At 61.0% G+C, this 26,822-nt stretch carries 24 protein-coding genes; 20 read left to right on the top strand and 4 right to left on the bottom strand.

The window, feature by feature from the left end; translation table 11 throughout:
* Positions 1-57: 57 nt before the first annotated feature.
* The gene (locus XH83_RS22270; protein ID WP_194402884.1) at positions 58-531 is read right to left on the bottom strand and encodes a (2Fe-2S)-binding protein; all 474 of its coding nucleotides are present in this window, start codon (positions 529-531) and stop codon (positions 58-60) included.
* Between the two features lie 574 nt (positions 532-1,105).
* Here XH83_RS22270 and XH83_RS22265 point away from each other — a divergent pair.
* On the top strand, positions 1,106-1,969 hold the full coding sequence (locus XH83_RS22265) for an alpha/beta fold hydrolase (protein WP_194402883.1): 864 nt from the start codon (positions 1,106-1,108) through the stop codon (positions 1,967-1,969).
* 92 nt (positions 1,970-2,061) lie between these two features.
* Here XH83_RS22265 and XH83_RS22260 read toward each other — a convergent pair whose 3' ends face one another.
* Positions 2,062-3,102, bottom strand: a complete 1,041-nt coding sequence (locus XH83_RS22260; RefSeq protein ID WP_194402882.1) for an AraC family transcriptional regulator — start codon at positions 3,100-3,102, stop codon at positions 2,062-2,064.
* Complete coding sequence (locus tag XH83_RS22255; RefSeq protein ID WP_194402881.1) at positions 3,099-3,419, bottom strand: hypothetical protein; 321 nt, start codon at positions 3,417-3,419, stop codon at positions 3,099-3,101. Before XH83_RS22255 ends, XH83_RS22260 begins: the two co-directional genes overlap by 4 nt.
* A gap of 101 nt (positions 3,420-3,520) precedes the next feature.
* On the opposite strand from XH83_RS22255, the gene XH83_RS22250 reads away from it, so the two are divergent.
* The 14 genes from XH83_RS22250 (at position 3,521) to XH83_RS22185 (ending at position 20,805) form a co-directional block, all read left to right on the top strand.
* The gene (locus XH83_RS22250) at positions 3,521-4,225 is read left to right on the top strand and encodes a CoA transferase subunit A (protein WP_194402880.1); all 705 of its coding nucleotides are present in this window, start codon (positions 3,521-3,523) and stop codon (positions 4,223-4,225) included.
* Positions 4,225-4,851, top strand: coding sequence for a CoA transferase subunit B (locus tag XH83_RS22245; protein ID WP_194402879.1), 627 nt, complete (start codon positions 4,225-4,227; stop codon positions 4,849-4,851). Before XH83_RS22250 ends, XH83_RS22245 begins: the two co-directional genes overlap by 1 nt.
* Positions 4,852-4,874: 23 nt before the next feature.
* The gene (locus tag XH83_RS22240) at positions 4,875-5,648 is read left to right on the top strand and encodes an enoyl-CoA hydratase-related protein (RefSeq protein WP_194402878.1); all 774 of its coding nucleotides are present in this window, start codon (positions 4,875-4,877) and stop codon (positions 5,646-5,648) included.
* A complete protein-coding gene (locus tag XH83_RS22235) occupies positions 5,648-7,390 on the top strand; it encodes an AMP-binding protein (RefSeq protein WP_194402877.1) in 1,743 nt (580 codons plus the stop codon). Before XH83_RS22240 ends, XH83_RS22235 begins: the two co-directional genes overlap by 1 nt.
* 429 nt (positions 7,391-7,819) lie before the next feature.
* Entirely contained in the window at positions 7,820-9,460 is a 1,641-nt protein-coding gene (locus XH83_RS22230; RefSeq protein ID WP_194402876.1) for an AMP-binding protein, read from the top strand.
* A gap of 68 nt (positions 9,461-9,528) precedes the next feature.
* Entirely contained in the window at positions 9,529-10,896 is a 1,368-nt protein-coding gene (locus tag XH83_RS22225; RefSeq protein ID WP_194402875.1) for an MFS transporter, read from the top strand.
* A 76-nt stretch (positions 10,897-10,972) separates the two neighbouring features.
* The gene (locus tag XH83_RS22220) at positions 10,973-12,148 is read left to right on the top strand and encodes an isovaleryl-CoA dehydrogenase (protein ID WP_194402874.1); all 1,176 of its coding nucleotides are present in this window, start codon (positions 10,973-10,975) and stop codon (positions 12,146-12,148) included.
* A gap of 7 nt (positions 12,149-12,155) precedes the next feature.
* Complete coding sequence (can, locus tag XH83_RS22215) at positions 12,156-12,800, top strand: carbonate dehydratase (RefSeq protein ID WP_194402873.1); 645 nt, start codon at positions 12,156-12,158, stop codon at positions 12,798-12,800.
* A gap of 19 nt (positions 12,801-12,819) precedes the next feature.
* Complete coding sequence (locus tag XH83_RS22210) at positions 12,820-14,427, top strand: carboxyl transferase domain-containing protein (protein ID WP_194408363.1); 1,608 nt, start codon at positions 12,820-12,822, stop codon at positions 14,425-14,427.
* Between the two features lie 9 nt (positions 14,428-14,436).
* A complete protein-coding gene (locus XH83_RS22205) occupies positions 14,437-15,225 on the top strand; it encodes an enoyl-CoA hydratase/isomerase family protein (protein WP_194402872.1) in 789 nt (262 codons plus the stop codon).
* A gap of 40 nt (positions 15,226-15,265) precedes the next feature.
* On the top strand, positions 15,266-17,269 hold the full coding sequence (locus XH83_RS22200; protein ID WP_194402871.1) for an acetyl/propionyl/methylcrotonyl-CoA carboxylase subunit alpha: 2,004 nt from the start codon (positions 15,266-15,268) through the stop codon (positions 17,267-17,269).
* Positions 17,266-18,120, top strand: coding sequence for a hydroxymethylglutaryl-CoA lyase (locus tag XH83_RS22195; RefSeq protein WP_194402870.1), 855 nt, complete (start codon positions 17,266-17,268; stop codon positions 18,118-18,120). The genes XH83_RS22200 and XH83_RS22195 overlap by 4 nt, the downstream gene beginning before the upstream one ends.
* 439 nt (positions 18,121-18,559) lie before the next feature.
* Positions 18,560-19,483, top strand: a complete 924-nt coding sequence (gene bioB / locus XH83_RS22190; RefSeq protein ID WP_246776511.1) for a biotin synthase BioB — start codon at positions 18,560-18,562, stop codon at positions 19,481-19,483.
* Between the two features lie 11 nt (positions 19,484-19,494).
* Positions 19,495-20,805 (top strand): adenylate/guanylate cyclase domain-containing protein, encoded by a 1,311-nt coding sequence (locus XH83_RS22185; protein ID WP_194402869.1) that lies wholly within the window; start codon positions 19,495-19,497, stop codon positions 20,803-20,805.
* Between the two features lie 40 nt (positions 20,806-20,845).
* Here the strand turns inward: XH83_RS22185 and XH83_RS22180 are convergent, their stop codons facing one another.
* Positions 20,846-21,808: a GntR family transcriptional regulator gene (locus XH83_RS22180; RefSeq protein WP_246776298.1), complete on the bottom strand. Its 963-nt coding sequence runs from the start codon at positions 21,806-21,808 to the stop codon at positions 20,846-20,848.
* Between the two features lie 54 nt (positions 21,809-21,862).
* On the opposite strand from XH83_RS22180, the gene XH83_RS22175 reads away from it, so the two are divergent.
* The 5 genes from XH83_RS22175 to XH83_RS22155 all read left to right on the top strand — a co-directional run bounded on the left by XH83_RS22175 (position 21,863) and on the right by XH83_RS22155 (position 26,806).
* Positions 21,863-22,798 carry a hydroxymethylglutaryl-CoA lyase gene (locus tag XH83_RS22175; RefSeq protein ID WP_246776297.1) on the top strand — a complete coding sequence of 312 codons (936 nt, stop codon included), beginning with the start codon at positions 21,863-21,865 and terminating at the stop codon, positions 22,796-22,798.
* Between the two features lie 2 nt (positions 22,799-22,800).
* The gene (locus XH83_RS22170) at positions 22,801-24,015 is read left to right on the top strand and encodes a CaiB/BaiF CoA-transferase family protein (protein WP_194408359.1); all 1,215 of its coding nucleotides are present in this window, start codon (positions 22,801-22,803) and stop codon (positions 24,013-24,015) included.
* A gap of 48 nt (positions 24,016-24,063) precedes the next feature.
* A complete protein-coding gene (locus XH83_RS22165) occupies positions 24,064-25,110 on the top strand; it encodes an ABC transporter substrate-binding protein (RefSeq protein WP_194402868.1) in 1,047 nt (348 codons plus the stop codon).
* A gap of 164 nt (positions 25,111-25,274) precedes the next feature.
* The gene (locus tag XH83_RS22160) at positions 25,275-25,961 is read left to right on the top strand and encodes an ABC transporter ATP-binding protein (RefSeq protein WP_246776296.1); all 687 of its coding nucleotides are present in this window, start codon (positions 25,275-25,277) and stop codon (positions 25,959-25,961) included.
* Complete coding sequence (locus XH83_RS22155; RefSeq protein ID WP_194402867.1) at positions 25,958-26,806, top strand: ABC transporter permease; 849 nt, start codon at positions 25,958-25,960, stop codon at positions 26,804-26,806. The genes XH83_RS22160 and XH83_RS22155 overlap by 4 nt, the downstream gene beginning before the upstream one ends.
* Positions 26,807-26,822: the final 16 nt, after the last annotated feature.

Here is a 26,822-nt window from a genome sequence, read left to right as displayed (position 1 = left end):
CGCTCTGCTACGTTCGGTAGATCGCCGGACTTTATGTTGGGCAACATGGCGGCTCCTTCAAGCGAGTGTGCGCGCGGCGTCGCTCACGGCGGCACGGATGCGGGAATAAGTACCGCAGCGACAAATATTGCCGTCCATCGCCGAGTCGATCTCGGCTGCGGTCGGTGACTTGCCGAGGGGCAGCGATTTGAGGAAAGCGATCGCGCTCATGATCTGGCCGCTCTGGCAGTATCCGCACTGCGCCACGTCGTGTTTGACCCACGCTGCATGCACGGCAGCGCCGATGCGGTCGGTGCCATCAGTTGCCGTTTCGATCGTGGTGATCTTCTTGCCTGTGGCTTCGGAGATAGGCGTGATGCAGGAGCGGATGGCCTCGCCGTCCAAGTGCACGGTGCAGGCGCCGCACAGTGCAGCTCCACAGCCGAACTTTGTGCCGGTCAGCCCGACGATGTCGCGCAGCGCCCAAAGCAGAGGCATGGCGGGATCGGCGTCGATCGCTACCTCTCGGCTGTTGACGGTAAGCTTCATCATTCTCCTCCTTGCGGGGTATCAACTTGAGGCGATCGTCAATAAGACCGGTCGCGCTTCATCGGAAATTCAGACGTCCTGACTCTTCCGGATATTTGGAAGGACGCACTGTCCATCCGGCGCTTGATCCGGCTCGCGGCGAGTTGCCGGTGCGTCTCCCTCCCGAGAAAAAGCAACAAAGTGCGTCTAATGCAGCCAGATAGCCCAGCCGTGCACCCCCCAGACCGCTCGGACATGGTCGAGGGCGTCACGGTCGAGCGACGTCTCCGACACGTTTAGTGCAACTGGGGTACCGCGATTAGATCGCAGATTTGCATGTAGTATTGAATAGGATTCAATAATTGGGGGTGGCAGGACGCCGCTTAGACTTGAGCGCCGCACTACAGAGGTCGGACTGCGCCGGCGCTCGCCGAAATCTCTTGAGGGCTTCCATTTCTTCCGTTCTTCCTAGAGGATCGGCGGTGTTGTTGCCTCGGTTTGTTTTGAGCGTGTACCGTTTCTCAAATGTACTACTGGTCGGCTCATCACGAGACACGAGTTACGCTCGCAGGCTCCGGTTCGGAAAGGAATGGGCAGAATGAGTCTAGCACCGCTGGTGTTGCCGCTCTCCAACTATGTCGAATGCGACGGACATCAAATTCATTATCTTGAGTGGGGAGGTCGCCAAAGTCCCGTCGTTGTAATGTGGCATGGCTTGGCGCGAAATTGTCGGGACTTCGACGATCTGGCGCGTCGGCTTGCAGATAAGCATCGAGTTATTTGCCCGGATACGATCGGGAGAGGCCTTTCCGGATGGAGCATGGCACCAGGGCAGGACTACAACTTCGGTTCATACGCCAAATGCGCCGTTGAGCTGTTCAACGCACTGGAGATCGAGCAGGCGGCCTGGGTAGGGACGTCGATGGGTGGAGCCCTTGGAATTTTCGTGGCCGGCGGTCCACTGCGCGGGCGGATTACGAGGCTTGTCCTAAACGACATCGGCCCAACTTTGCCGGAAGGGCCATTCGAGAGGATCAAGCAGTACGTTGGGAATCCGCCGTCATTTTCTAGGTTGACCGAATTCGAAGAATACCTTCGCACGATTTATAAGCCTTTCGGATGGCATAGCGACGCACAATGGACTCGAATGGCAGAAATGTTGTCGCGCCGCCTTCCGGACGGGAGTTTTACCTCCCACTACGATCCTAAAATTGTCCAGCAGATGTTTGATCATCCGCGCGATTTCGAGCAATGGGACACCTATAAATCCATTGCCGTGCCCACACTTGTACTGCGCGGAGAAACCTCGGATGTATTGTCCGTCGAGACGGCGCAGTGGATGTCCCGCAATGGATCGAACACCCACGTGATTGATGTTTCGAATTGTGGACATGCGCCGGGCCTGAACACCTTTGAACAGATCGAGCTAGTCGCTGGATTTGTAGAAAATGAGGAAAGATAGGCGAAACAAACCCACTTTCTGGAATTACAATTTGATTCTGCAGCTTCCTCTGTCGGGCCACGCTCTGACGGGCCGAGGGCTGCTATCGCCGCTCAATGTCTTGCGAGGCGATTGACTGCGTTTTCGGGAGCTGATGGACGCTGACTTAACCTGTAGGCCGTGGGCGCAGATCCAGTCCAGGACCGGAAGGCTCGGGAAAAGCTCTTTTCGCTCTGGAATCCAACGGCCTGTGCGATCTGCTTGATCGGCCTCTCGGTTCGGCGCAGCAGATCCATGGCTTTGTCGAGCCGAGCTTCATCCTTCAGGGCCCGGAGCGATGTGCCTTCCTCCTGGAGCTGCCGGTAGAGAGTGCGCACTGAAAGGTTGAGTTCATCGGCCAGCAAAGCGGTTGAATGGACGCCGCTCTTCAAGCGTTCGCGCGCACGCTGGGCCAACAGCCGGTCCCGGCGGTACTTCAACACGGTCAGGGGTAATGCACGCTTTAACATCAAAGTCATCGACTGCTCGTCGCGCCGTGGCGCTAGATTCAGGTAGCGCGCGTCGAAGCGAAAGCCGGTCCGGTCTGCGCTGAAGCGAACTGGTCCCGGCGAGAAAAGGAGTGGGTAGACGTCCGAATGCAGCGGGGGGGCGAACGTGAAGGCTGTCTCGTCGAGAGCGATCTGGGAGTCGATCAGCCAGCACGCGTAGCCGATAACGTACCGCAAGCTCGTGATGAGGCAAAATTCGCGCATCGGGCCCAGATCGCGCGTCTCTTGGATGACCAGTTCGGCGACCCCACCGGTCACGGTCAATCTATGAACGAGGTCGTCGGTCAGGAGCCGGTGATGACGGCACCAGCGCTTCAACGCGACGCCAAGCGTCGGGGAGGTCAGCGATGCACGGCATAGCATGCCGTAACTGCCCCAAGGCAGCCGTCGGCTGAACCACCCCAGCGCCTCGTCGTCGAGCTCCTGCATCGCCAGGCCCGAGATCGCTTCCATCTGTGATGCCGTGATCCGGCCGTTCGGAAGCGAAAGTAATTGTGGGCTGATATGTGCTTGCCGGAGCGCCGGCTCGGGGTCTTTTCCATACATCTCATAGGCTAAGACCATAGCCCTGACGAAGGCGACCGGTGTTGCAGCGACCTGCTTCATCTTTTCACCTTGGCACGATTTGCAACCACGTTGGCAACAAAAATTCTCTGTCGCGTCGTACGGCTTCCTTCATTGGCAAAAAACCAAAAGGAGGGAAAGGAGAAATAGCCCATACCGAGGCGCACTCGCGTACGCGGCAGAGAGCCGAGCAAATCGCCGAGCATGTGCAATCGCGTCTCGCCGCGCATGAATATCCGCGCGTCGCCAGCTTCATCGAGAAGATGCCTATGACGACCACCGGAAAGCTCATTCGCGCGAGCTTCGCAATATAGCGGAGACGGAAGCACGCCTGGAAGCTTGGAGCGAGTGACGGCCAAACTCGTTGGCCGCGCACCGGACTTGCCTGGTCACACGAAGTCACGCGCGGCGACCGCTCGTCGCAAGCCTTCGTCTTCAGACGGTCGAAAGGAACTCAGGAATGAACAAGATATATCCGGACGCAGCCGCGGCGTTGAATGGTCTGCTCCACGACGGAATGCTGGTTGCTGCCGGCGGCTTCGGGCTTTGTGGCATCCCCGAGCTCCTGATCGACGCTATCGTTAAGAGCGGCGTGAGGGGCCTGACCATCGCATCGAACAACTGCGGGGTTGACGGGTTCGGCCTCGGCAAGCTGCTGGACACGCGCCAGATCAGCAAAATGATTAGTTCTTACGTGGGCGAGAATGCCGAGTTCATGCGGCAGTATCTGAGCGGGGAGCTCGAGATCGAATTCAACCCGCAGGGCACGCTCGCCGAGCGGATGCGCGCGGGTGGTCACGGCATTCCGGGATTCTATACGAAAACCGGCGTGGGCACAGTGATTGCTGAAGGGAAGGCGCACAAGGAGTTCCGAGGCGAGACCTACATCCTCGAAGAGGGCATCTTCGCCGACCTGTCCATCGTCAAGGCTTGGAAGGCAGACGCGAGCGGCAACGCGATCTTTCGCAAGACCGCGCGCAACTTCAATCCGCCCGCGGCCATGTGTGGCCGGGTCTGCGTGATGGAGGTCGAGGAGATCGTGCCCGTGGGATCGCTCGATCCCGACGGAATTCACCTGCCGGGCATCTTTGTGCACCGACTCATTCAAGGCGAGCATGAGAAACGTATCGAGCAGCGCACGGTGCGCAAACGGGAGGAAGCGTAATGCCTTGGAACCGCGAGCAGATGGCCGCGCGCGCCGCGCGGGAGCTTCAGGACGGCACCTATGTGAATCTCGGGATTGGCATCCCGACACTGGTGTCGAACTTCATCCCCGAAGGCGTCACGGTGACGCTCCAGTCGGAGAACGGCATGCTCGGCATGGGCGCGTTTCCCTTCGAGGGCGAAGAAGATCCCGACCTGATCAACGCCGGCAAGCAGACGATCACCGAGCTTCCGCACTCAGTCTACTTCGACAGCTCGCTGTCGTTCGGCATGATCCGCGGCGGCAAGATCGCCATGGCAATCCTCGGCGCGATGGAAGTGAGCGAGAAGGGCGATCTTGCGAACTGGATGATCCCCGGCAAGCTCGTGAAGGGCATGGGCGGCGCGATGGATCTCGTCGCCGGCGTCGGCCGCGTGATCGTCGTGATGGACCACGCCAATAAGCACGGGGAATCGAAGATTCTCAGATCCTGCACCCTGCCGCTCACGGGCGCCGGAGTCGTTGACCGCATCATCACCAATCTCGGCGTTCTGGACGTGGTCGAAGGCGGATTGAAGATCGTGGAGCTGGCCGATGGCGTCACCGAGGACGAGTTGCGCGCGGCGACCGAGGCGAGGCTGCTGTGACGTCACAACGGAGAGATGCGCCAATGGGCGAGAATGCGAAAGTCCTGTTCGACGAGTTGGGGGAGGTGGCGCTCATCACCCTGAACCGCCCCGGACAGAGAAATGCGATCGATGCGGAAACCTGCGCTCTGCTGCGGGATGCCACCGAAGAGTTCGAGCGGAACGACAGATTCAGGATCGCGGTGCTGCGCGGGAGCGGTGCGGTGTTCTGCGCCGGCATGGACCTGAAGGCCTTTTCGACCGGCGAGGCCGAGGACATCCTCTTCGGACCGGGTCGGCTCGGAGGCTTTGTCAGTCGCTCGCGGCGAAAGCCGGTCATCGCGGCAGTTCAGGGGGCGGCACTGGCTGGCGGGTTCGAACTGATGCTGGCATGCGACATGACAATCGCGACCAGGACAGCGAAGTTCGGGTTGCCTGAGAGCAAGAGGGGCCTCATAGCCGGCGCCGGCGGCGCATTCCGGATCGGGCAGCGCGTTCCGCCCGCCATCGCCAACGAGATTCTTCTGACCGGCGACTGGTTCAGCGGCGAGCGTGCCTATGGGCTCGGCCTAGTCAACAGGCTCGTCGATGAGGCGCCCGACGCTGCGGCTATCGAACTGGCGCAGGCCATCGCCCGCAATGCGCCGCTGTCCCTGGAAGCCAGCCTCGAACTGAGCCGATGCGCCAGCACCGTTCATGAAGACGCGTGTTGGGAAGCAAACGACCGGCTTCTGCGAGTCCTCGTTGCGAGCAAGGACGCTCTCGAAGGCGCCAGAGCCTTCGCCGAGAAGCGTGATCCGGTCTGGGTGGCGAAATAGTGATCAAGTCGAGGCGCGTTCCCGATCGCAGCGAAGCGGTCCTGCGCTGCGTGTTGGAACGCCGGGCCGCGGCGCACCCGGAGCGGCCATTTCTGCGTTTTCCCGACGGCTCGATAACGACGTATGGCGAGTTCTGCATGTCGGTGCAGGGGCTCGCAGCCGGGCTTGCATCTATTGGCGTGAAGCAAGGCGACAACGTCAACGTATGGATGCCGAATACGGTCGATGTCGTCAGAGCCTGGTTCGCCATCAACTGGCTAGGTGCGGTCTATGTGCCGATCAACACGGCGTATCGTGGGAGCATCCTCTCCCATGTGCTGATGAACGGGAGCGCTACCGTCCTGCTGACGAACAGCGTTCTCCTGGACAGGCTGCGGGAGATCGATCGCGGCTCGATCCGGACGGTCGTCGTCGCCGGTCTACCGGCATCGCCGATCAAAGGGATCAATCAGATTCCTCTGGCGGCGCTGGATCTCGATCCTTCGGAAGTGCCGCCGCTGACCAGACCCATCGAGCCGTGGGATCCGCAATCGATCATCCACACGTCGGGGACGACAGGTAGATCCAAGGGTGTGGTCAGCTCATATGCCCATATATGGCACATGAGCGGCCCGTTGTCGTACCCGATGCTAAACGAAAACGACAGCGCCTTGTGCTTCCTGCCGTTCTTCCATATTGGCGGGACGCTTCTGGTGTCAGCGATGCTCAATCGTGGCGGAGCCGTTGGGTTGGGCGGCGACTTCACGACGGACAGATTCTGGCCGATCGTCCACGCGACTAAGGCGACCTACACTATCATGCTCGGGGCGATGTCCAGCTTCCTCGCGAAGCCGCCACCGACGGATGCGGACCGCAACCACACGCTCAGGAACGTCACGATGATCCCGCTGCCCGGCGACTCGCGGGAGTTCGCGCAGCGGTTCGGCGTCGACGTCTGGACACTGTTCAACATGACCGAAGTGAACACGCCGATCGTCTCGGATCGCAACCCCGCCGTGCCGGGGACGTGCGGAAAGGCGCGGCCAGGCAACGAGCTTCTGATCGTAGACGAGCATGATCGCGACGTTGCGCCAGGCGAGATCGGAGAGCTGATTATCCGCAGTGACGCGCCATGGGCGCTCAACTCTGGCTATTTCAAGAACCCGGATGCGACAGCACATGCCTGGCGCAATGGCTGGTTTCACACCGGCGATGCGTTCCGTACGGATGAGAACGGCAACTTCTTCTTCGTCGACCGCATAAAAAACGTGATCCCCCGGCGCGACGAGAACATTTCCTCGTTCGAAGTCCAGGCGGGAATCCTGGCCCATCCTGTCGTTAGCGAGAGCGTCGTCGTCGCAGCGCCGAACGAGCTTGCGGAGGACAATGTCCTTGCGGCCGAGTACCGCCGCGACCGGCTCCTGGCCCAGCGGGCGCGCGAATGCTTGAAGCGCGGGCACCATTCGGCCGCTTCGCTGGCGGAAGAACTCAACCTTTCAATGCGCACTCTCTACCGGCGGCTTCGCGAGGAAGGCACATCGCTCCAGGCACTAAAGGATGAAGCCCGTCGCGACAAAGCCATTGACCTCCTGCGCCGAACGGAGAAGTCGATCAAGCAGATCGCGCAAGCAGTAGGATTCCAAAGCGAAAAGAGTTTCGCTCGCGCTTTCCAGTCATGGACCGGATCTGCGCCGACGTCCTACAGGTCGGACGAGAATTCCAAGAATCCGCCCGGCCTCGTCGATCGCCCCGAGAGACGTTGAGCCTCGATCACAGCCCTCGGTTCAGCAGAACACGACCGGACAGGCCGCGTCGCAAAATCGGCCCACGGTCGGTCAAAGTAGATGCCGACACTGCCCCAGGGCGGTCACCGGCCGAACCAACCCCGCGCCTCGTCGTCGAGTAACTGCATCGCCAGGCCCGAGATCGCTTCCACCTGTGATGCCATGATCCGGCCAATCGGACGCGAAAGCGCTTTCGACGTGATTAGTGCCTGCCGGACCACCGGCTCAGGCTCATTTCGATACATCTCATAGGCTTAAGACCGTAGCCTTGGCGAAGGGACCGGCGTGGCAACGACCCGCTTCATCCCTTCATCTTGGCACGATTTGCGACCTAGTTGGCAACACAAGTGCTCGGTCGCGTCGTACGGCTCCTTCATAGGCAATAAGCCAAAGGGAGGGAGAGGAGAGATGGCTCATACGGAGGCGCACTCGTATGTCCGCGGCACGGTAGATTCGCCACTCAGCGATCTTACGATTTCGGCGTTGCTCGCCGAGACGGCCGCGCGGGTCCCGAACGGTCTCGCTGTCGTATTCCGTGAACAGGGCGTTCGTTGGAATTGGGAGGAGTTCGCGAACGAGATCGAGGCCTTCGCCGCCGGGCTGCAGGAGCTTGGTCTACGAAAAGGCGATCGCGTCGGGATCTGGTCGCCCAACCGCGTCGAGTGGCTGGTGACGCAATTCGCAACGGCACGGCTCGGCCTCGTCCTCGTCAATATCAATCCTGCCTATCGTCTCTCCGAGCTGGAATACGCTCTTGGCGTATCGGGATGCCGGGCCGTCGTCTCCGCCCAAGAGTTTAAGTCATCGAAGTACCTGGACATGCTCCAGACGGTTCGTCCCCAATTGCCAGGGCTCGAATGGATCATTCGGATGGGCGAGAGTCGCACGCCGAACATGCTGAACTATGTGGATATTCTGGCGACCGGGCGCCGCGTTAAAACTTGCGAAGAACCCCTCGACTGCCACGACCCGATCAATATCCAGTTCACAAGCGGAACAACCGGCAGCCCGAAGGGCGCCACGCTCACGCATCATAATGTGGTGAACAATGCGCGCTTTATCGCTCAAGCATTGAATTTCAGTGAGACGGATCGGCTTTGCATCCCGGTGCCGCTCTATCATTGCTTTGGAATGGTCCTTGCCGTTCTCGCCTGCGTGAGCACGGGCGCGACCATGGTATTCCCAGGCGAAGCGTTCGATCCTGCCGCGGTTCTGGCGGCGGTTTCGGAGGAGCGCTGTACGGCGCTGCACGGGGTGCCGACGATGTTCATCGCCGAACTTGCGCATCCGGATTTCAAGACCTTCGACCTGTCTTCGCTGCGCACGGGAATCATGGCCGGCTCTCCATGTCCCATCGAAACCATGCGGCAGGTAGTCTCCGAGATGAACATGAGCGAGGTGACGATCGCTTACGGCATGACGGAGACGTCGCCGGTATCATTTCAGAGCTCGACGACCGACCCGCTGGAACGACGTGTGGCGACGGTCGGGCGCATTCAGCCATGGCTCGAAGCGAAGGTGATCGACCGGAACGGCCAACTCGTTCTGCGCGGAGAGACAGGCGAGTTGTGCGTGCGCGGCTATTCCGTAATGCGCGGCTATTGGGACGATCCCGCGCGGACGGGCGAAGTCATCAAGGACGGGTGGATGCACTCCGGTGACCTCGCGGTCATCGACGACGAAGGATATTGCAACATCGTAGGGCGGGCCAAGGACATGCTGATCCGCGGTGGCGAGAACGTGTATCCGCGCGAGATCGAGGAATTTCTGTTCCGGCACCCCAAGGTGCAGTCTGCACAGGTGTTCGGCGTTCCGGATCAGAAATACGGTGAAGAGATCTGCGCCTGGATCGTGCTTAAGCCAGGCCAAGACTGCAGTGAAAACGATATCCGCGAGTTCTGCCGCAATCAAATCGCGCACTACAAGGTGCCTAGATACATTCGCTTTGTCGCAGAAATGCCGATGACGGTCACCGGCAAGGCCCAAAAGTTCGTGATGCGTGAATTGATGGTCAAAGAACTCAATTTGACCGAAACCCGAACCGCTTAACCGGTGCGGCAGATCGCACCCAGCGACGCAACCACACCAATGCAGCACGAGCCAAGCGAGGAAGAAAGATGGATCGCATCGACGTTCACCAGTTAGCCGACGAGGCCCGGTTCAACGGCTTTCACGGGCTCGTTCTTTTCTGGGGTCTGCTGATCCTGACCTTCGATGGCTACGACCTCGCTGTCGTCGGCGCGGCCTTGCCGTCGATCATGAAGGATATGGGCGTGAGCGCAGGCAGCGCCGGATTCATGGCCAGCTCGGCTTTGTTCGGCATGATGTTCGGTGCCATCGTCTTCGGCACTCTGGCGGACACGATCGGTCGAGTCTTGACGATCTCGATCTGCGTCGCGCTGTTCAGCATATTCACCGCGGCCGCCGGCCTGACTAGCGATCCCGTAACCTTCAGCGTCATGCGCGTCCTCGCCGGCCTGGGTATCGGCGGCGTACTCCCTGTTGTGACCGCACAGATGGCAGAGTTCTCGCCGCTCAAGATCCGGGCGCGCCTGATCGTCCTTGTGTTCATGGGTTATTCCCTTGGGGGAATCTTGGTCGCACTGATGGGCAAACAGTTGATTGAGATGTACGGCTGGCAGTCGGTGTTCTTTGCGGCTGGTCTGCCGCTGCTGCTAATTCCGTTCATCGTGAAGACGATGCCGGAGTCGATGCCCTTCTTGATCAAGAAGAAGCGCGATGCCGAACTGCGTAGCATAGCAGGCAAGCTGGCGCCGAATCTCCGCTTACAACAGGGTGCGCAGTTCGTTGTTCCCGCCGGCGAAAAGGTCGACGAGACCCCCATCCGGCACCTGTTTCGGGACGGACGCGGGTTCAGCACAGTGATGATCTGGATCGCCTTCTTCGCCGCGCTGTTCATGGTGTACGCACTCAGCTCCTGGCTGACCAAGCTGATGGCGATGGCAGGCTACAGCCTTGGCTCCGCGCTGACCTTTACGCTGCTGTACAACTTGGGTGCCATCGTCGGTTCGGTGTTCGGCGCATGGCTGGGCGACAAGTTCAACATCAAGTACGTGCTGGTCGCCTTTTACGCCCTCGGCGCCGCCTCGCTGGCCCTGATGGGCTACACCAAGTCGACCGAACTGCTCTTCGTGGTCGTCTTTGTTGTCGGTGCGTCCACGCTCGGCACGGGAGTACTTGCCTATGCCTATGCAGGCGGATTCTACCCGACGGCCGTACGATCCACCGGCGTTGGCTTTGCCGGCGGTGTCGGGCGCCTTGGCGCGATTCTCGGACCGATCCTGATAGGAGGCTTGGTCGCATTGGAGTTGCCGCTCGAACAGAACTTCATGGCCATCGGGGTGGCAGGCCTGATCGGAGCCTTCGCCGTCACGATGATTAACCACGGGCTTTTCGCATCACTGCACTTCGACCCAGCATCAGAAACGGTAGCTCTGAAAGCGAGAGCTACGGCCCGCGACTGATTCCGTGACTCGCTGCTGCTGCGCCCAAGCGCGCAGGCGCAGAGGTATTGACACACAAGTCTTGGGAGAGATTCCGATGAGCCATCTGCAGACGCTTAACTTCTCGCTCGGCGAGGATATCGACATGCTGCGCGAGACGGTCAACAGATTTGCGACGGATGAGATTGCTCCCCGTGCAGCGGCGATCGACGAGGAGAACCTTTTCCCGCACGATCTCTGGCGCAAGCTCGGAGACCTCGGTGTCCTTGGGCTGACCGTCAGCGAGGAATACGGTGGCGCCCAGCTCGGATATCTCGCCCACATGGTCGCCATGGAGGAGATTTCGCGGGCCTCAGCAGCAGTCGGGTTGTCCTTCGGTGCTCATTCGAACCTGTGCGTCAACCAATTGCACCGAAATGGCAACGCCGAGCAGAAGGCGAAGTATCTGCCCAAACTCGTCTCAGGTGAGCATGTCGGCGCCCTTGCGATGAGCGAGCCTAATGCTGGGTCTGACGTAGTCAGCATGAAGCTGCGGGCCGATAAGAACGGCGACCGCTATGTCCTGAACGGCTCGAAGATGTGGATCACGAATGGTGGTGAAGCCGAGACACTTGTCGTCTACGCAAAGACGGATTCCAACGCGGGCCCGAAAGGCATCTCCGCCTTCATCGTCGAAAAGGGATTCAAAGGACTGACGTTCGGCACCAAGCTGGACAAGCTGGGCATGCGCGGTTCGAACACCTATCCGGTGTTCTTCGAGGATTGCGAGGTTCCGGCCGAGAACGTCCTGGGCAAGGTGGGTGACGGTGTGCGCGTCCTGATGAGCGGCCTCGACTATGAGCGAGCCGTTCTGTCGGGAGGCCCGCTCGGCATCATGGCGGCCTGCATGGACGTCGTCATCCCCTACGTGCACGACCGCAAGCAGTTCGGCCAGTCCATAGGCGAGTTTCAACTGATGCAGGGCAAGATCGCCGACATGTACACCACCTGGCAAGCCAGCCGGGCCTATGTTTATGCGGTCGGCCAGGCCTGCGACCGTTCGAACCATGCGCGTACTCTTCGCAAGGACGCGGCCGGAGCCATTCTCTACGCCGCCGAAAAGGCGACCTGGATGGCCGGGGAAGCGATCCAGACGCTCGGCGGCAACGGCTACATCAATGAGTATCCGACGGGTCGCCTGTGGCGCGACGCCAAGCTCTATGAGATTGGAGCTGGCACGAGCGAGATCCGTCGCATGCTGATCGGCCGCGAACTGTTCGCCGAGACGGCGTGAGGGTGCCATGTGCAGTCTTGACGGACTATTCGCCAACAACCGCACCTGGGCGGCTCAGCGCCGCTCGCAGGATCCGGAGTTCTTCACGCGTCTCGCTCGTCAGCAGTCGCCTCGATATCTGTGGATCGGCTGCTCGGACAGCCGTGTACCCGCCAACGAGATACTGGGGCTCGATCCTGGAGAAGTATTCGTTCATCGCAACATCGCAAATCTTGTCGTGCATTCCGACCTGAACTGCCTGTCGGTGTTGCAATACGCCGTCGAGACGCTGAAGGTCGAGCACGTCATGGTCGTCGGACACTACGGTTGTGGCGGCGTGCAGGCGGTGGCCGAGAAACGCTCGACGGGCCTCGCCGACAATTGGCTCCGGCATATCGAAGATATCTCGTTCAAGCACGATGAGCGCCTCGCTCGCGCCAACGGCGAAGGACAGCGTGGGGCCCGTCTCGTTGAGCTCAATGTCATCGAGCAAGTCGCCAATGTGTGCCGCACTACCATTATGCGGCGCGCTTGGTATCGCGGACAGCGGATCGAGGTACACGGCCTCGTTTACGGATTGGACGATGGTCTGTTGCGCCGGATCGGCTCTAGCGTCAACAACGGGCAGAGCTGGATGCAGTGCTACGAGGAATCGTTGCAAACGGTCGCGTGACGATCGGGAGGAAGCGCAAATGCAGGCATTGAAGACACAAATAAATCCGCAGTCACCGGAGTTCCGCGCCAACGCGGAGACGATGCGGTCTCTGGTCGAGGACCTGAAGACAAAAGTGACGGATATGGCCCAAGGCGGCGGTGAGACCGCGCGGGCCAGACACACCGCGCGCGGCAAGCTCCTGCCTCGCGACCGCGTCTCTCAATTGCTCGATCCCGGTACGCCCTTCCTAGAGGTCGGACAGTTGGCCGCATTGGGGATGTACGATGGCGATGCGCCCGCGGCGGGCCTCATCGCAGGTATCGGTTGTGTTCAGGGCGTGCAATGCATGGTCGTCGCCAACGACGCGACCGTGAAGGGCGGCACCTACTACCCGATGACCGTCAAGAAGCACCTTCGGGCGCAGGAAATCGCGGAACAGAACCACTTGCCCTGCATCTATCTCGTCGACTCGGGCGGAGCATTTCTCCCAAAGCAGGACGAAGTGTTTCCCGACCGCGATCATTTCGGTCGCATCTTCTTCAATCAAGCGAACATGTCGGCCAAAGGCATCCCTCAGGTGGCGATGGTGATGGGCTCGTGTACGGCGGGCGGGGCCTATGTGCCGGCCATGAGTGACGAGACGGTCATCGTCCGCAACCAGGGTACGATTTTCTTAGGCGGCCCTCCGCTGGTGAAGGCGGCGACAGGAGAGGAGGTCAGCGCAGAGGACCTCGGTGGCGGTGACGTTCACACGCGAATCTCGGGCGTAGCCGACCAACTCGCCGAGAACGATGCCCACGCCATCCACCTGGCGCGCCGGATCGTCGCTAACCTTAACCGCATGCCGCAGGTGCGGGTCGCCATGGAGCCGAGCGAGGAGCCGCTCTACGATCCCAACGAACTCTACGGCATTATCCCGCAAGACACCCGCAAACCTTACGACGTGCGCGAGATCATCGCCCGCATTGTCGACGGGTCGCGTTTCGACGAGTTCAAGCCGCGCTACGGCACGACGCTGGTTACCGGGTTCGCGCGGCTCTACGGCATGCCGGTCGGCATCGTCGCCAACAACGGCATCTTGTTTTCGGAGTCGGCCCAGAAGGGCGCCCATTTCATCGAGCTTTGCGCGCAGCGCGGTGTGCCGCTCCTATTCCTGCAGAACATCTCGGGCTTCATGGTGGGACGGAAGTACGAGAACGGAGGGATCGCTAAGGATGGCGCCAAGATGGTGACCGCGGTTGCGACCGCGCAGGTCCCGAAGGTCACCATGCTGATCGGCGGCAGTTTCGGGGCCGGCAATTACGGCATGTGCGGCCGGGCCTACTCGCCGCGCTTTCTGTGGATGTGGCCCAATGCGCGCATCAGCGTCATGGGAGGAGAGCAGGCCGCCGGCGTGCTGGCGACCGTCCGCCGCGACGGCATGGCCCTGAAGGGCGACGAATGGAGCGCGGAGCAAGAAGAGAAGTTCAAGGCCCCGATCCGCTCGCAGTACGAGACGCAGGGCCACCCTTATTATGCGACTGCGCGGATGTGGGATGACGGCATCGTTGATCCGGCCCAGGCGCGCAGAGTGCTTGGCCTCTCCTTCGCGGCGACTTTAAACGCGCCGATCCCGCCGACAAAGTTCGGCGTCTTCCGGATGTGAGGCATAGCGATGACCTATCCAACACTGAGACTGGAGCGCCGCGGACCTGCGGCCTGGATCTGGATGAACCGTCCCGAGGTGCACAACGCCTTCGACGAGACGCTCATCGCCGATCTCACGGCTGCGTTCGCGGCGACTGATGCGGACCGGGATGTCCGGGCCATCGTGCTCGCCGGCGAGGGAAAGAGCTTTTCAGCCGGCGCTGATCTCAACTGGATGCAGCGGCAGGGAACAGCGAATTCCGCGGACAACCTCGCCGACGCACGTCGTCTAGCGGAACTGTTTGACACGATCGCCCTGTGCGCCACCCCGACGCTGGCGCGCGTGCACGGCGCTGCGCTCGGCGGTGGCATGGGGCTGGCTGCCGCCTGTGACATTTGCGTCGCCTCGACCCAGGCCCAGTTTGCAACTTCGGAGGTGCGGCTCGGCATCATTCCGGCGGTGATCGCTCCTTATGTGGTGCGCGCTATCGGTGAGCGTCAGTCCTACCGGTACTTCCAGTCCGGCGAGCGGATCACCGCTGTCCGCGCTTTTGAAATCGGTCTCGTCCACGATGCCGTGCCGCCCGAGGAATTGGACACGAAAGTCGACGAGATCGTTGCGGCTCTCCTCACCGGAGGCCCGCGTGCCCAATCTGCTGCGACCTGCCTGATCCGCGCGGTGGCCAACAGGCCAATCGACGATGGGGTGATCGAGGACACCGCGCGGCGGATCGCCACGCTGCGCGCGTCGGCCGAGGCAAGGGAAGGTCTCAGCGCCTTTCTCGAAAAACGTCGCCCTGTCTGGACGGACACGTAACGCTCGTGCGGGAACCGCGCATGAATTCTGGGAGGTCGAGATGTTCAAGAAGATCCTAGTCGCGAACCGCGGTGAAATCGCGTGCCGCGTCATCAAAACCGCTAGACGGCTTGGGGTAGCCGCTGTTGCTGTGTATTCGGAGGCCGATGCCAATGCGCGCCACGTTCGACTGGCGGACGAGGCAGTCCTCATCGGACCAGCCGCAGCGCGTGAATCCTATCTTGTCGGCGAGCGGATCTTGGACGTCGCCAAGCGAACCGGGGCGGAGGCGATCCATCCGGGTTACGGATTCCTGTCTGAGAATGAGGAATTCGCCGAAGCCTGCGAGAAGGCCGGTGTGGTTTTCATCGGGCCGCCAGCGTCCGCAATTCGAGCGATGGGCTCGAAATCGGCTGCAAAGGCACTCATGGGAGCGGCGGGCGTACCGTTGACGCCTGGATACCACGGCGACAATCAGGATTCGGCTTTCCTGGCCCGGCAAGCGGACCAAATCGGCTATCCGGTGCTGATCAAGGCCAGCGCCGGAGGCGGAGGCAAAGGCATGCGTCGCGTTGATGCCGCTGCCGATTTCGAGACCGCACTCGGTTCATGCAAACGTGAGGCGGCCAACGCCTTCGGGGACGAACAGGTTCTGGTCGAGAAATACGTATTGAAGCCTCGTCACATCGAGATCCAGGTGTTCGGCGATAAACACGGCAACTGCGTCTACCTGTTCGAGCGCGACTGCTCCCTTCAACGTCGCCATCAAAAGCTACTCGAGGAAGCGCCGGCACCCGGCATGACCTTGGAGCGACGCGCAGCAATGGGTGAGGCGGCCGTGAACGCCGCGAAGGCGGTCGGCTATGTCGGCGCGGGGACCGTCGAGTTCATCGCGAACCAGGATGGCAGCTTCTATTTCATGGAGATGAATACACGTCTCCAGGTCGAGCATCCGGTTACGGAGATGATTACCGGGCTCGATCTCGTCGAATGGCAGCTACGTGTCGCCAGCGGCCAGTCTTTGCCCTTGACCCAAGAGCAACTCGAGATCGACGGCCATGCAATCGAAGCAAGAATCTATGCCGAGGATCCCGATAAGGGCTTCCTGCCTTCGACCGGTCGCCTCGTTCATCTTGTTCCGCCTTCCGAGAGCGACTCGGTTCGGGTTGACACCGGGGTAGAGCAGGGCGACGAGATCACGCCGTACTACGATCCTATGATCTCCAAGCTGATCGTCTGGGGAGCCGATCGCAAGCAGGCGCTGGCCCGCATGCGGCGAGCCTTAGCTCAGTACAGAGTGGTCGGCGTCTCGAACAACATCAATTTCCTTTCCCGCCTCGTGGCCCTTCCATCATTCGTCAATGCGGAACTCGATACCGGATTGATCGAACGCGAACAGGGGCTCCTGTTCCCACCTCAGGAAGCGGTCCCCGACGACGTGTGGCTCGTGGCTGCCCTTGCCGAGCTTCTGCACGAGCAGCGCGAGGCAAATTCGAAATTTGGGACCGCGGCCGATCGGGGTTCGCCATGGCGCGCGCTTGACGGTTGGCGGCTTAATGGTAGAGCGGAACGAAAGCTGGTGCTGCGATTGCTGGAGAAGCTGCAGGAGGTTGTCGTCCTTGTCATCCCCGCAGGCTATCAGCTTGTGCTCAACGGACGAAGTGTGCGTGCATCCGGAACGCTGGGCCGGGGCGGGACCGTCCACGCCTATCTCGACGATTCCCGTGTCAATGCTGCGGTCGTGATCACGGGCGAGCGCCGCCACGTCTTCTATCGAGGGCACTCATGGCCGCTCGCGCTCGTCGATACGCTCTATGTCGGCGGAGAGGGCGAAGACGTCGAGGGAGGGCTGCGGGCGCCCATGCCCGGCAAGGTCGTTACGCTGATTGCCGAGCCCGGCTCGATCGTTGAGAAGGGAGCGCCGCTCCTGGTTCTCGAGGCCATGAAGATGGAGCACACCATTACCGCCCCACGAAAGGGCAAAGTCATCAGCTTTCATGTGGCGGCGGGCGATCAGGTCGCTGACGGCGCCGAGCTTGTTGAATTCGTGGCGGCCGAAGCATGACCGATGTTCGCATCGTCGAGGTGGGCCCGCGCGACGGACTGCAGAACGAAAAGCAGATCGTCCCGACCGCGACGAAGCTCGCACTGATCGGGCGCCTTGCCGCTGCAGGCTTGAGGGACATCGAGGCTACGTCCTTCGTGTCGCCAAAATGGGTTCCGCAGATGGCCGATCATGCGGACATCGTGAAGAGCCTGCACAAGCATGCCGGCGTCACTTATCCGGTTTTGACGCCCAATCTGAAAGGGTTCGAGGCCGCGCTTGCGGCCGGTGCCAGCGAAGTGGCGGTCTTCGCGGCGGCTTCGGAGGGCTTCTCGCGCAAGAATATCAATTGCTCGATCGCCGAATCGATTGATCGCTTCATTCCGATTTTGGAGGTTGCGGGTTCTGTTGGCGTGAAGGTCCGTGGCTACGTCTCCTGCGTCGTAGGCTGTCCTTATGACGGTACGATCGAGCCGAAGGACGTCGCGAACGTGGCGGCTAGGCTGAGGGAAATCGGTTGTTACGAAATATCACTCGGCGACACGATCGGAGTCGGCACGCCGGCGTCCGTCTTGCGCATGCTCGACGCGGTAGCCAATGATGTGCCGGTCGAGTATCTAGCCGGCCACTACCATGACACGCATGGCATGGCGATCGCCAACATATATGCATCGTACCAGTTCGGACTTCGTACCTTCGACAGCGCCGTCGGTGGGCTCGGCGGTTGTCCCTACGCGAAGGGCGCGACAGGCAACGTCGCGACAGAGGATGTTGTTTATCTTCTGGAGGGGCTTGGTTGCGAAACGGGCGTCGATCTTGCTGCGATTCGGGAGATCGCGGCTTGGATCAAAGCGGCCGTAGGGCGCCCCTAGGGATAACGGTTGGGCGCCACGAGTTGCAGGCAATAACAGGGGTTGACGACATGAGGTCCGCTCTCGATCCAAGCGCGGTAGAAGCGCTAGTGGCCGATGGTGCTACCGCGATGATCGGCGGCTTCATGGGCGTCGACTCGCGGCGTCGCGTGCTGCGGGCCTCGTCGAGCGTCGAGTGCGCGGGCTCACCGCTATCGCGAATGACACGGCGCGGCCCGGTATTGGCATCGCCAAACTCAATGCACTGCGGTAACTGGATTTTGTTGCTATCGGATGGGGATTTGCGATGACACAGCGAGTGAATGCGATGCAGTCACTATCTATCCTGAACGGCGATGGTTGTTCTGAGCAGAGGGACGATTCGGGAGCAGTGAAATCGTTCGTGTTTCGCCACGATTGGTCGAGCGAAGAAGTCGCTGCGATCTATGATTCTCCTTTTATGGATCTGGTGTTTAGAGCGCAGGCCGTCCATCGCATGGTGTTCGATCCCAACAAGGTGCAATTCAGCCGGCTCCTGAATATCAAGACAGGCGGCTGCCCCGAGGATTGTGGCTATTGTAGTCAGTCCGCTCACCACGATGTCGGATTGCAGGCGTCAAGGCTGATGGATCCGGCGCGGGTCATTGAGGAAGCCAAAGTGGCCGCAGCGGCCGGCGCGACGCGGTACTGCATGGGCGCGGCCTGGCGGTCGCCGAAGGGCCGTGACATGGGTCCGGTGATTGAAATGGTCAAAGGCGTCAAGGCGCTTGGCATGGAAACTTGCATGACGCTCGGCATGCTCACGCCGGATCAAGCGAAGCAGTTGGCCGCTGCCGGACTGGACTATTACAATCACAACATCGACACGTCCGAACGGTACTACGATTCTGTCGTTCAAACCCGCACTTTCGGCGACCGGCTGGAAACCCTGCGGCATGTTCACGACGCTGGGATGAAAGTCTGTTGCGGCGGCATTCTCGGTATGGGCGAGCAGCCGAGCGATCGTGCAGAGATGTTGCGTACGCTGGCCAATCTGCCAGAGCACCCGGAGAGCGTGCCGATCAACATGCTGATCCCGATTATGGGAACGCCGCTCGCTCAGGCAGAACCTATCGATTCGATTTCTTTTGTTCGTACCGTCGCATTGGCAAGAATTCTGATGCCGATGTCCGACGTCCGCTTGTCTGCTGGTCGCACAGCGATGACCGATGAGATGCAGGCGCTCTGTTTTCTAGCCGGCGCTAATTCGATATTCATCGGCGATACGCTTTTGACCGCGACGAATCCCAGCGAAGACAAGGACCATCAGTTGCTCCAGCGACTCGGCATGGAACGAACCGAATCAAGGACGATCGTGACAGTGCCTACATTGGAGTCGGCTTAGGAGGCTAAATCATGACGGAAGCTTTTGGGGTTGATGCCTCCTTGGCCGAGGCAGAGCGCAAGGGCTTCCGGCTTGGCATGGTAGGCCGGACCTTCGTTCTCGTTCCTATCGCCTTGTTCTATTTGGTATCCAACCGCTATCCCATCAACATCTACATAGCGGCGCTGATTATGGCAGCCGCGTTAGTCGGTCTTGCACCGCTCGCACTTGTCAGCAGCCGCTATGAGCGCATTGCGCGCTATGCTTTGTTTGCATTCGATGTAGCAGTTCTCAGCGCTTTGCTTGCACTTGCGCCACTCAGCAGCGGTGGAGACATTCCCCAGAACATGGTCTTCATCTCTAGTCGTGGGGAGTATTACTTTGTCGTGGTTGCGGTATCAGCTCTTGCGTTATCACCGGCCCTCGTGCTTTGGACGGGCCTTTGCTCGGTGGTCGGCCTTGCCGGGGCGACAGCCTGGATCATGGCCGGGATGGACCGCATTGTCAGCTTTCGTGATTTGCCGGCCTCGCCCTCGCGCGAAGCCTTTTTGTCTGTTGTACTCGACGCTGACTTCATCGCGATTTCGAGTCGTATTAGCGAAGGGGTAAAGCTTGTCCTCGTTACCGGTATCGTCGCTCTTGCCGTCCACCGAGCGCGCGCCGTGGTCTGGGCGCACGCCGTCGTCGAACTGAAGCGGAGTCGTATCCAGCAGCTCTTTGGACGCTATGTGCCAGCGCAGGTCGCCGAGCAGCTTGTCAACTCCGAGCAACTAGCGCCGCAGACCCGGGAGGCAAGCCTGATCTTTGCCGATCTCGAAGGGTTCACCCGTCTTTCTGAATCCTTGACGCCTTCGCAGATCATCGGGCTGCTAAACAGTTTCTTCAGTGAGGCGGCGGCCATCGTCGATAAGCACGGCGGCGTGGTTGTGAATTATATCGGCGATGCCTTGATCGCAGCGTTCAATTCTCCGCTTCCCGTCGAGAACTATTCGGCACGCGCGGTGAGCACTGCTCGCGACCTGTTATCGTTAGTGTCATCGCGCGAATTCGAGGGCCATCGACTGCGGCTACGCATCGGTGTCGCGACAGGGTCGGTGGCTGCCGGCACCGTTGGTTCTGCAGAGCGCCAGTCCTACACGCTTTATGGTGACACGGTGAATGTGGCCCAGCGACTCGAGCGGATGAACAAGGACTTCAACACAGACTGCATGATATGTGGAAAGACGTTCGAGTCTGCACGATTAAGCGCCGCGGATGCGCAATCGATCGGCGCTCTCAGCGTGGCGGGGCGTGATCGCGCCGTCGAGGCGTTTTCGATTGGAGGCCGCCTCACCAATCCTTAGGGGTAACTTGTTTTCGAGCCAACGTTGTTGATTGCTTTGCTCAGCCGCCGCTTGTGAGTGGTGAACGTTGCAGGTGGCGCACCATGAGCTTTGCGGCATCGGCGTTGCGTCCGGCTTCGAGCAGGTCGAGCAGGCGCAGATGATCCTTGATGTGGCGCCGCATTCCCGGTCGATCGGCAAACGTACGGTAGGCGAACAGGCGGCGAATTGAGTTCACCCGTTTCAGTGCTTCCAGGAAGAACGAATTGTCGGTGCCGCGCATGATCTCTTCGTGAAATTCGCAACCTGATTGAAAGACCTCGCTGAGCGACATTCGCTCGAATTCGCCTCCGAGGATTCGGAGCTGGCGCTGGCGCAAACGCTCCATGATTTTAGGGGAGAGGCGATAGCCCGGCTGCGCTATCGCAGCCGGCTCGATGACGGCACGAAAAGCCAGACTCTGTTCATAAGCCTCGGGGCTCGACAGCGTCTCGGTGAAACGCCAGCCATAGCCCGGCATCCGCTCCATCCAGCCTTCCGCGGCCGTGCGGTCGAGCAGGCGCTGCAGCTCCGGCCGGCTCAGCCCATAGCGACGCATAAGCTCGGATTCGGTGACGTTCGACGGTAAGCGGTCGCCGAGGCGATCGGCAGCCATCGCGGCATACGCTTCGTCGCCGTGCCTGAACGTCGCTAGCGCCGACTGGGCTGCGACGCTGCGCGTGTCCTTGGCGAGGACGTAGCCACAATTGGGCTCACTCTTCGCCAGCCCTGCGACCGCAAGTGCTTTCAGACCCAGCCGGATTGGCCCGCGCGACAGATCGAGTTCGTCCGCCAGGCGCTGCTCGATCAGCCGGTCGCCCGGCTGCATCCCGTCCCGTCGCGCCACCGCCAGAATTCGGTGTGCCGTGAGCTCGGCACGGCTTGATGTTGCCCTGGCGCCGCCATTCCTGGCCGGGCGCTTTCTTGGAATATCGAGGGTCGGCACAAGGACACCGTGGCGATTGGACTTGACAGAGCGTTTCATAGATTGTTCGTTGTTGCAATAAATAACAATCTGACCCGGGGAGGGTCGAAGGCCATGGCGAATGCGCCCGACGTCCACATTTGCGAGGTCGGTCCGCGCGACGGACTGCAGAACCTCGATCTGTTCGTGCCGACCGAGGCAAAATGCGCGTTGATCGACGCCATCGCCGCGGCGGGCGTGCGCGAGATCGATGCGGGCTCGTTCGTGCCACCCAAGGTCGTTCCGCAATTTTCAGATGTCGACGCGGTCATGGCGCACGCGCTCGCGTACAAAGCCATCACCATCGGCGCGCTGGTGCCGAATTTCAAAGGCGCCGAGCGCGCCATCGCCGCCCGCGTCGACGCCATCTATTTCGTCATCTCGGCGAGCGAAACTCACAACCAGGCCAATGTTCGCCGCACCATCGACCAGCAACTGGAGGGCTTTCGCGCGGTGCGGGCCGCGATCGACGCCAGGCCGGCCGGCGATCGCCCGCACCTTTCGGGCGGCATCTCGACCGCCTTCGGCTGCTCGATGGAAGGCCGCATCGGCGAGGGTGCGGTCCGCCGATTGGCTATGGCCTATGCCGAGGCGGGCGCCGACGAGATCGGACTGGCCGACACCGTAGGATACGCGACCCCGCCCTTGATTAAACAGATTGTTGAGGGTGTGCGCCGCGATCTCGGCCCGACAATGAGCTTGCGGCTGCACCTGCACGATACCCTCGGGATGGGCCTCGCCAATGCTTTCGCCGGTCTGGAAGCCGGCATCCGCCGCTTCGATGCGGCGGTGTCGGGTCTTGGCGGATGCCCTTTCGCGCCCGGCGCGCGGGGCAATATCGTGACCGAGGATCTCGTTTTCATGCTGGAGGAAATGGGCCTCTCCACCGGCATCGACCTCGACCGGCTGATGGCGACCCGCGCCATTCTCAGCCCGCACATTCCGGCCAAGCACTTGACCGGCCACCTGCACGAGGCGGGAATTCCAAAGGCGCTGCGGAGGGCTGCGTGAGCATGACGGACCAGAGCACGATCGCGCGCGACGACATCCGGCCGCTCGCGGGCCTGCGCGTCGTGGAGTTCAGCCAGATGGTGATGGGGCCGACCTGTGGGCTCATCCTCGCCGACCTCGGCGCCGACGTCGTCAAGGTGGAGCCGCCCAAGGGCGATCGCACCCGCTATTTCAAGGGACCGGCGGCGGGCTTTTTCGGTACCTATTGCCGCAACAAGCGCAGCGTGGCGATCGACACCGCTTCATCGGAAGGCCAGGCGGTCGCACGCCGCCTGATTGAGAAGTGCGACGTGCTGATCGAAAATTTTCGGCCCGGCCTGCTCAAGCGTACCGGGTTCGACTACGAGTCGGTCGCAGGCTTTGCGCCTCACATCATCTATTGCTCGCTGAAGGGCTACCTGCCGGGTCCCTATGAGAACCGTCTGGCACTGGACGAAGTCGTGCAGATGATGGGCGGGCTTGCCTATATGACCGGTTTGCCCGATCGACCGATGCGCGCCGGCGCATCGGTCAACGACATCATGGGCGGCATGTTCGGCGTGATCGCCATTCAGGCCGCACTTGCCGAACGACAACGCACCGGCCGTGGCCGCCACATCCAGAGCGCACTCTACGAGAACAATGTATTCCTGATGGCGCAGGCGATGATGTACGAAACCGTCACGGGCCAGCCGTCGGTTCCCTATTCGGTCAAGGACAGTCCGTGGCCGGTTTACGACCTGTTCGACACCAGCGACGGCTCGAAACTCTTCGTCACCATCGTGGGCGAGGAGCAATGGCAGGCCTTTTGCGGCGCCTTCGATCGCACGAGCTGGCTCAGCGATCCGCGCTTTGCCACGGGTCAGGACCGCGTCGACCAGCGCGGCTGGCTCATTCCGGAGATCGCCAAGATATTCAGGCAATGGACCAGGGCCGATCTGTCCGCCGTACTCGAGAAACTCGATTTGCCTTACGCGCCGGTGAACAAGCCAGGCGATCTCTTTGATGATCCGCATCTTAACGCTTCGGGCGGGCTCGCCGACATTCATCTCACCGACGGTCGTAGCGCCAGGACACCCTTGCTACCGGTATCCATGGATGGTCAGCGGCTGCAGAACCGGCGCGATCCGCCGCAGATCGGTCAGCACACAAACGAAGTCCTGAATGAGATCGGCTTCTCTGCGACCGACATTGCGAAGCTTGCGCGATCGGGCGTCATCGCCACGACGGCGGGATGAAATTGCGGTCACCACGCTAAAAAGAAGACAAACGATCGGGAGGAATGCATGCGCGTTACACGCCGCCAGGCCATCATGACGGGAGCGGCCGTGGCCGCAACGCCGCTTCTGCCCCGGACCCTGCACGCTGAAGACAAGCTTGCCACGCTCGCCTTTGGGCCGGTCTCTCCAGTCTACGCCATCGGCATGGTCGCGGAACTCAAAGGCTACTTTAGGGATGAAGGCGTCAAGCTGAAGCTGGTGACCGGCAATGCCGGCACCTTTGGCCGTCAGACGCTGGCGGCCGGGCAGGTGATGTTCGCACATGGCGATGCCAGCCACGCGTTGCAGCTCACTGCGCGCGGCAAGCCGTGCAAGATCCTGCTGGCGACCGAAGCGGTCGCGTCCTACGCCAGCATTGTCGTGCGCAAGGATTTATATGATTCTGGCATTACCTCGCTCGAAAAGCTCGCGGCCTATAAGCGGCCGGACGGCGCAAAACCCATCATCGCGGCAACGGCGATCGGGTCCGGAACCTGGGTGTTCGGCACCTATGTGTTCGAGACCCGCGGGCTCGCCGACAAGGTGAACTGGGTCGCGGGCGGCGGGCCGAACACCATGTTCCCCTCGCTCGAGACCAAGCAGTTCGATGCCATCATGGCGCCCCCGAGCTGGATCGTCGAAACCGAGGCCAAAGGTTTCGGCAAGGCGATCTACGATACCGCGCAGCCCGGTGTCTTCGAGAAGGATTTCGGCGGCACAATGCCGGTGCTCGTCATCTACGCGCTGCAGGACACCATCGATCAGGACAAGGCGACCGTACAGGCATTTGTAAATGCCATCTATCGTTCCATGCGCTGGGTGAAAACGGCGCCGTTCGATGAGGTCTATGCGCTGGTCGCGGAGAAATACTTCGCAGGGGTCGATCCGGTCGCGGTGAAGGCCGAACTCGGCTTCGACAAATCGACCTGGGCCTATGACGGGCGGATCGATCAGGCCGCCTACGACCGCGGCGCAAAACCTTGGTATCGCAAGGGCACGGATATTCCGGAGACGAAATATCAGGACATCGTCGATATGAGCTTTCTCGACGCAGCGCAGGCAAAATACAAATGACCGAGGTCAGCACCGCTCCATTGTCCTCGATGGTGCCGGTCGGGTCCTCCGCCAGCGGCCCCGTTCGTATTGCGGTCGACGGTCTCGTAAAGCGGTTCGGCGCGCGCGGCGGTGAATTCACCGCCGTCGATAACGTCTCGTTCAACGTTCGAGAGGGCGAGTTCGTGGCGCTGCTCGGTCCGTCCGGCTGCGGCAAGAGCACTATCCTCAACATGGTGGCCGGGCTGCTGCCGCGTTCGGGTGGGCGCATTCTGATCGACCAAGACACCGTCGAGCCCGGCAAGGTGAACCGCAAGGTCGGTTATGTCTTCCAGCGCGACACGGTTTTCCCCTGGCGAACTGTCGAAGCCAATATCGGCTACGGTCTGGAGATCGCGGGCCTGCCCCGAGCGGAGCGCAAAACGCGCGTCGCCAAGGCGATCGCTACCGCCGACCTCACCGGGTTCGGCGAGAGTTTTCCGCGAACCCTGTCCGGTGGCATGCGCCAGCGCGTGGCGCTGATGCGCACGTTGATCATGGAGCCCGAGATCCTGTTGATGGACGAACCCTTTGGCGCGCTCGATACCCATACCAAGCTCGAGATGCACGCAACCTTGCTCGAGATATGGGAGCGTGAACGCCAGACGGTGCTGTTCGTCACCCATGACCTCGGCGAAGCGCTGACGCTGGCTAGCCGCATTATTCTGCTGTCGGCGCGTCCTGGCCGCATCAAGGACGATTTCGACGTCTCCTTCCCGCGGCCGCGCGATCCCGTGGAATTGCGCGAAACGGACGAGTTCGGCAGGCTCTATTCGCGCATCTGGCATTCCCTCGGCGAAGAGTTTCGACGCACAAAGGCCGATGCATCATGACCCGCCGCGCCGTCATTCTGTTCTGGCAGCTAGCAATCCTGGTATCGCTGCTCGTCATCTGGCAGTGGGGTTTCGAATGGAGCAAGGCGCTGCTGCCCAAGGCCTATGTGCCAAAGATCCTCGATCCATACTTCATCGCCAAGCCGTCGGCGATCTGGCAGAGTTTCCTGAAACTCGGTTGCCTGCGGCCGCAAGACGGCTTTGTCGCGTGCCTTGGCGCCGACGAAAACAATCTCTGGTTCGCCACGCTGGTGACGCTGAAGAACACGTGGTGGGGATTTATCTCCGGTTCTGTTTCGGGCATCGCCGCGGGGCTGATCCTCGGCCGGTCCGATCTGCTGGCGCGGATCTTTGGACCTTACATCGTCGCGCTGAACTCAATTCCCCGCATTGCCATGGTGCCCCTGATCATCCTGATGTTCGGGCTCGGCGACATGTCGAAGATCGCGACGGCCTGGATCGTGGTTTTCTTCGTGGTCTTCTTCAATACTTTCGAGGGCACGCGGGCGGTCGACCGCGATCAGATTGCGGCGGCGCGTCTGCTCGGCGCCAGCGAATGGGCCATCCTGCGAACCGTTGTGGTCCCGTCGGCATTGGCCTGGGTATTCGCTTCGCTGATGCCGGCGGTCTCGTTTGCGCTGATCGGGGTCATCGTCGGCGAATTCATCGGCGCGGAACGCGGGCTCGGCAAGCTCATCATCGAAGCGGAGGCCCGTGCCAACGCCAGCGAGATGATGGTCGCTATCTTCGTGATGATGGTGGTAGGTATGGTGCTCGCCTTCCTCGTCCGTTCGCTTCAGTCCTATCTGCTGCGATGGCAGCAACAATTCGAAACTCAGACGTGAAGGGCGAGAGCGAGCG

This window comes from Bradyrhizobium sp. CCBAU 53351 (assembly GCF_015291745.1).
Lineage (GTDB): Bacteria > Pseudomonadota > Alphaproteobacteria > Rhizobiales > Xanthobacteraceae > Bradyrhizobium.
The sequence above is the reverse complement of the archived record's forward strand: the minus strand, read 5'-3'. Positions and strand labels throughout refer to the sequence as shown.

Coding starts and splice junctions, on each gene's coding strand:
- XH83_RS22245 (WP_194402879.1), top strand. CDS start 4,225: ATGCCTTGGAACCGCGAGCAGATGGCCGCGCGCGCCGCGCGGGAGCTT.
- XH83_RS22220 (WP_194402874.1), top strand. CDS start 10,973: ATGAGCCATCTGCAGACGCTTAACTTCTCGCTCGGCGAGGATATCGAC.
- XH83_RS22170 (WP_194408359.1), top strand. CDS start 22,801: ATGACGGACCAGAGCACGATCGCGCGCGACGACATCCGGCCGCTCGCG.
- XH83_RS22250 (WP_194402880.1), top strand. CDS start 3,521: ATGAACAAGATATATCCGGACGCAGCCGCGGCGTTGAATGGTCTGCTC.
- bioB (WP_246776511.1), top strand. CDS start 18,560: ATGGATCTGGTGTTTAGAGCGCAGGCCGTCCATCGCATGGTGTTCGAT.
- XH83_RS22270 (WP_194402884.1), bottom strand. CDS start 531: ATGATGAAGCTTACCGTCAACAGCCGAGAGGTAGCGATCGACGCCGAT.
- XH83_RS22200 (WP_194402871.1), top strand. CDS start 15,266: ATGTTCAAGAAGATCCTAGTCGCGAACCGCGGTGAAATCGCGTGCCGC.
- XH83_RS22185 (WP_194402869.1), top strand. CDS start 19,495: ATGACGGAAGCTTTTGGGGTTGATGCCTCCTTGGCCGAGGCAGAGCGC.
- XH83_RS22230 (WP_194402876.1), top strand. CDS start 7,820: ATGGCTCATACGGAGGCGCACTCGTATGTCCGCGGCACGGTAGATTCG.
- XH83_RS22175 (WP_246776297.1), top strand. CDS start 21,863: ATGGCGAATGCGCCCGACGTCCACATTTGCGAGGTCGGTCCGCGCGAC.
- XH83_RS22205 (WP_194402872.1), top strand. CDS start 14,437: ATGACCTATCCAACACTGAGACTGGAGCGCCGCGGACCTGCGGCCTGG.
- XH83_RS22155 (WP_194402867.1), top strand. CDS start 25,958: ATGACCCGCCGCGCCGTCATTCTGTTCTGGCAGCTAGCAATCCTGGTA.
- XH83_RS22265 (WP_194402883.1), top strand. CDS start 1,106: ATGAGTCTAGCACCGCTGGTGTTGCCGCTCTCCAACTATGTCGAATGC.
- XH83_RS22225 (WP_194402875.1), top strand. CDS start 9,529: ATGGATCGCATCGACGTTCACCAGTTAGCCGACGAGGCCCGGTTCAAC.
- can (WP_194402873.1), top strand. CDS start 12,156: ATGTGCAGTCTTGACGGACTATTCGCCAACAACCGCACCTGGGCGGCT.
- XH83_RS22260 (WP_194402882.1), bottom strand. CDS start 3,102: ATGAAGCAGGTCGCTGCAACACCGGTCGCCTTCGTCAGGGCTATGGTC.
- XH83_RS22195 (WP_194402870.1), top strand. CDS start 17,266: ATGACCGATGTTCGCATCGTCGAGGTGGGCCCGCGCGACGGACTGCAG.
- XH83_RS22165 (WP_194402868.1), top strand. CDS start 24,064: ATGCGCGTTACACGCCGCCAGGCCATCATGACGGGAGCGGCCGTGGCC.
- XH83_RS22180 (WP_246776298.1), bottom strand. CDS start 21,808: ATGAAACGCTCTGTCAAGTCCAATCGCCACGGTGTCCTTGTGCCGACC.
- XH83_RS22210 (WP_194408363.1), top strand. CDS start 12,820: ATGCAGGCATTGAAGACACAAATAAATCCGCAGTCACCGGAGTTCCGC.
- XH83_RS22240 (WP_194402878.1), top strand. CDS start 4,875: ATGGGCGAGAATGCGAAAGTCCTGTTCGACGAGTTGGGGGAGGTGGCG.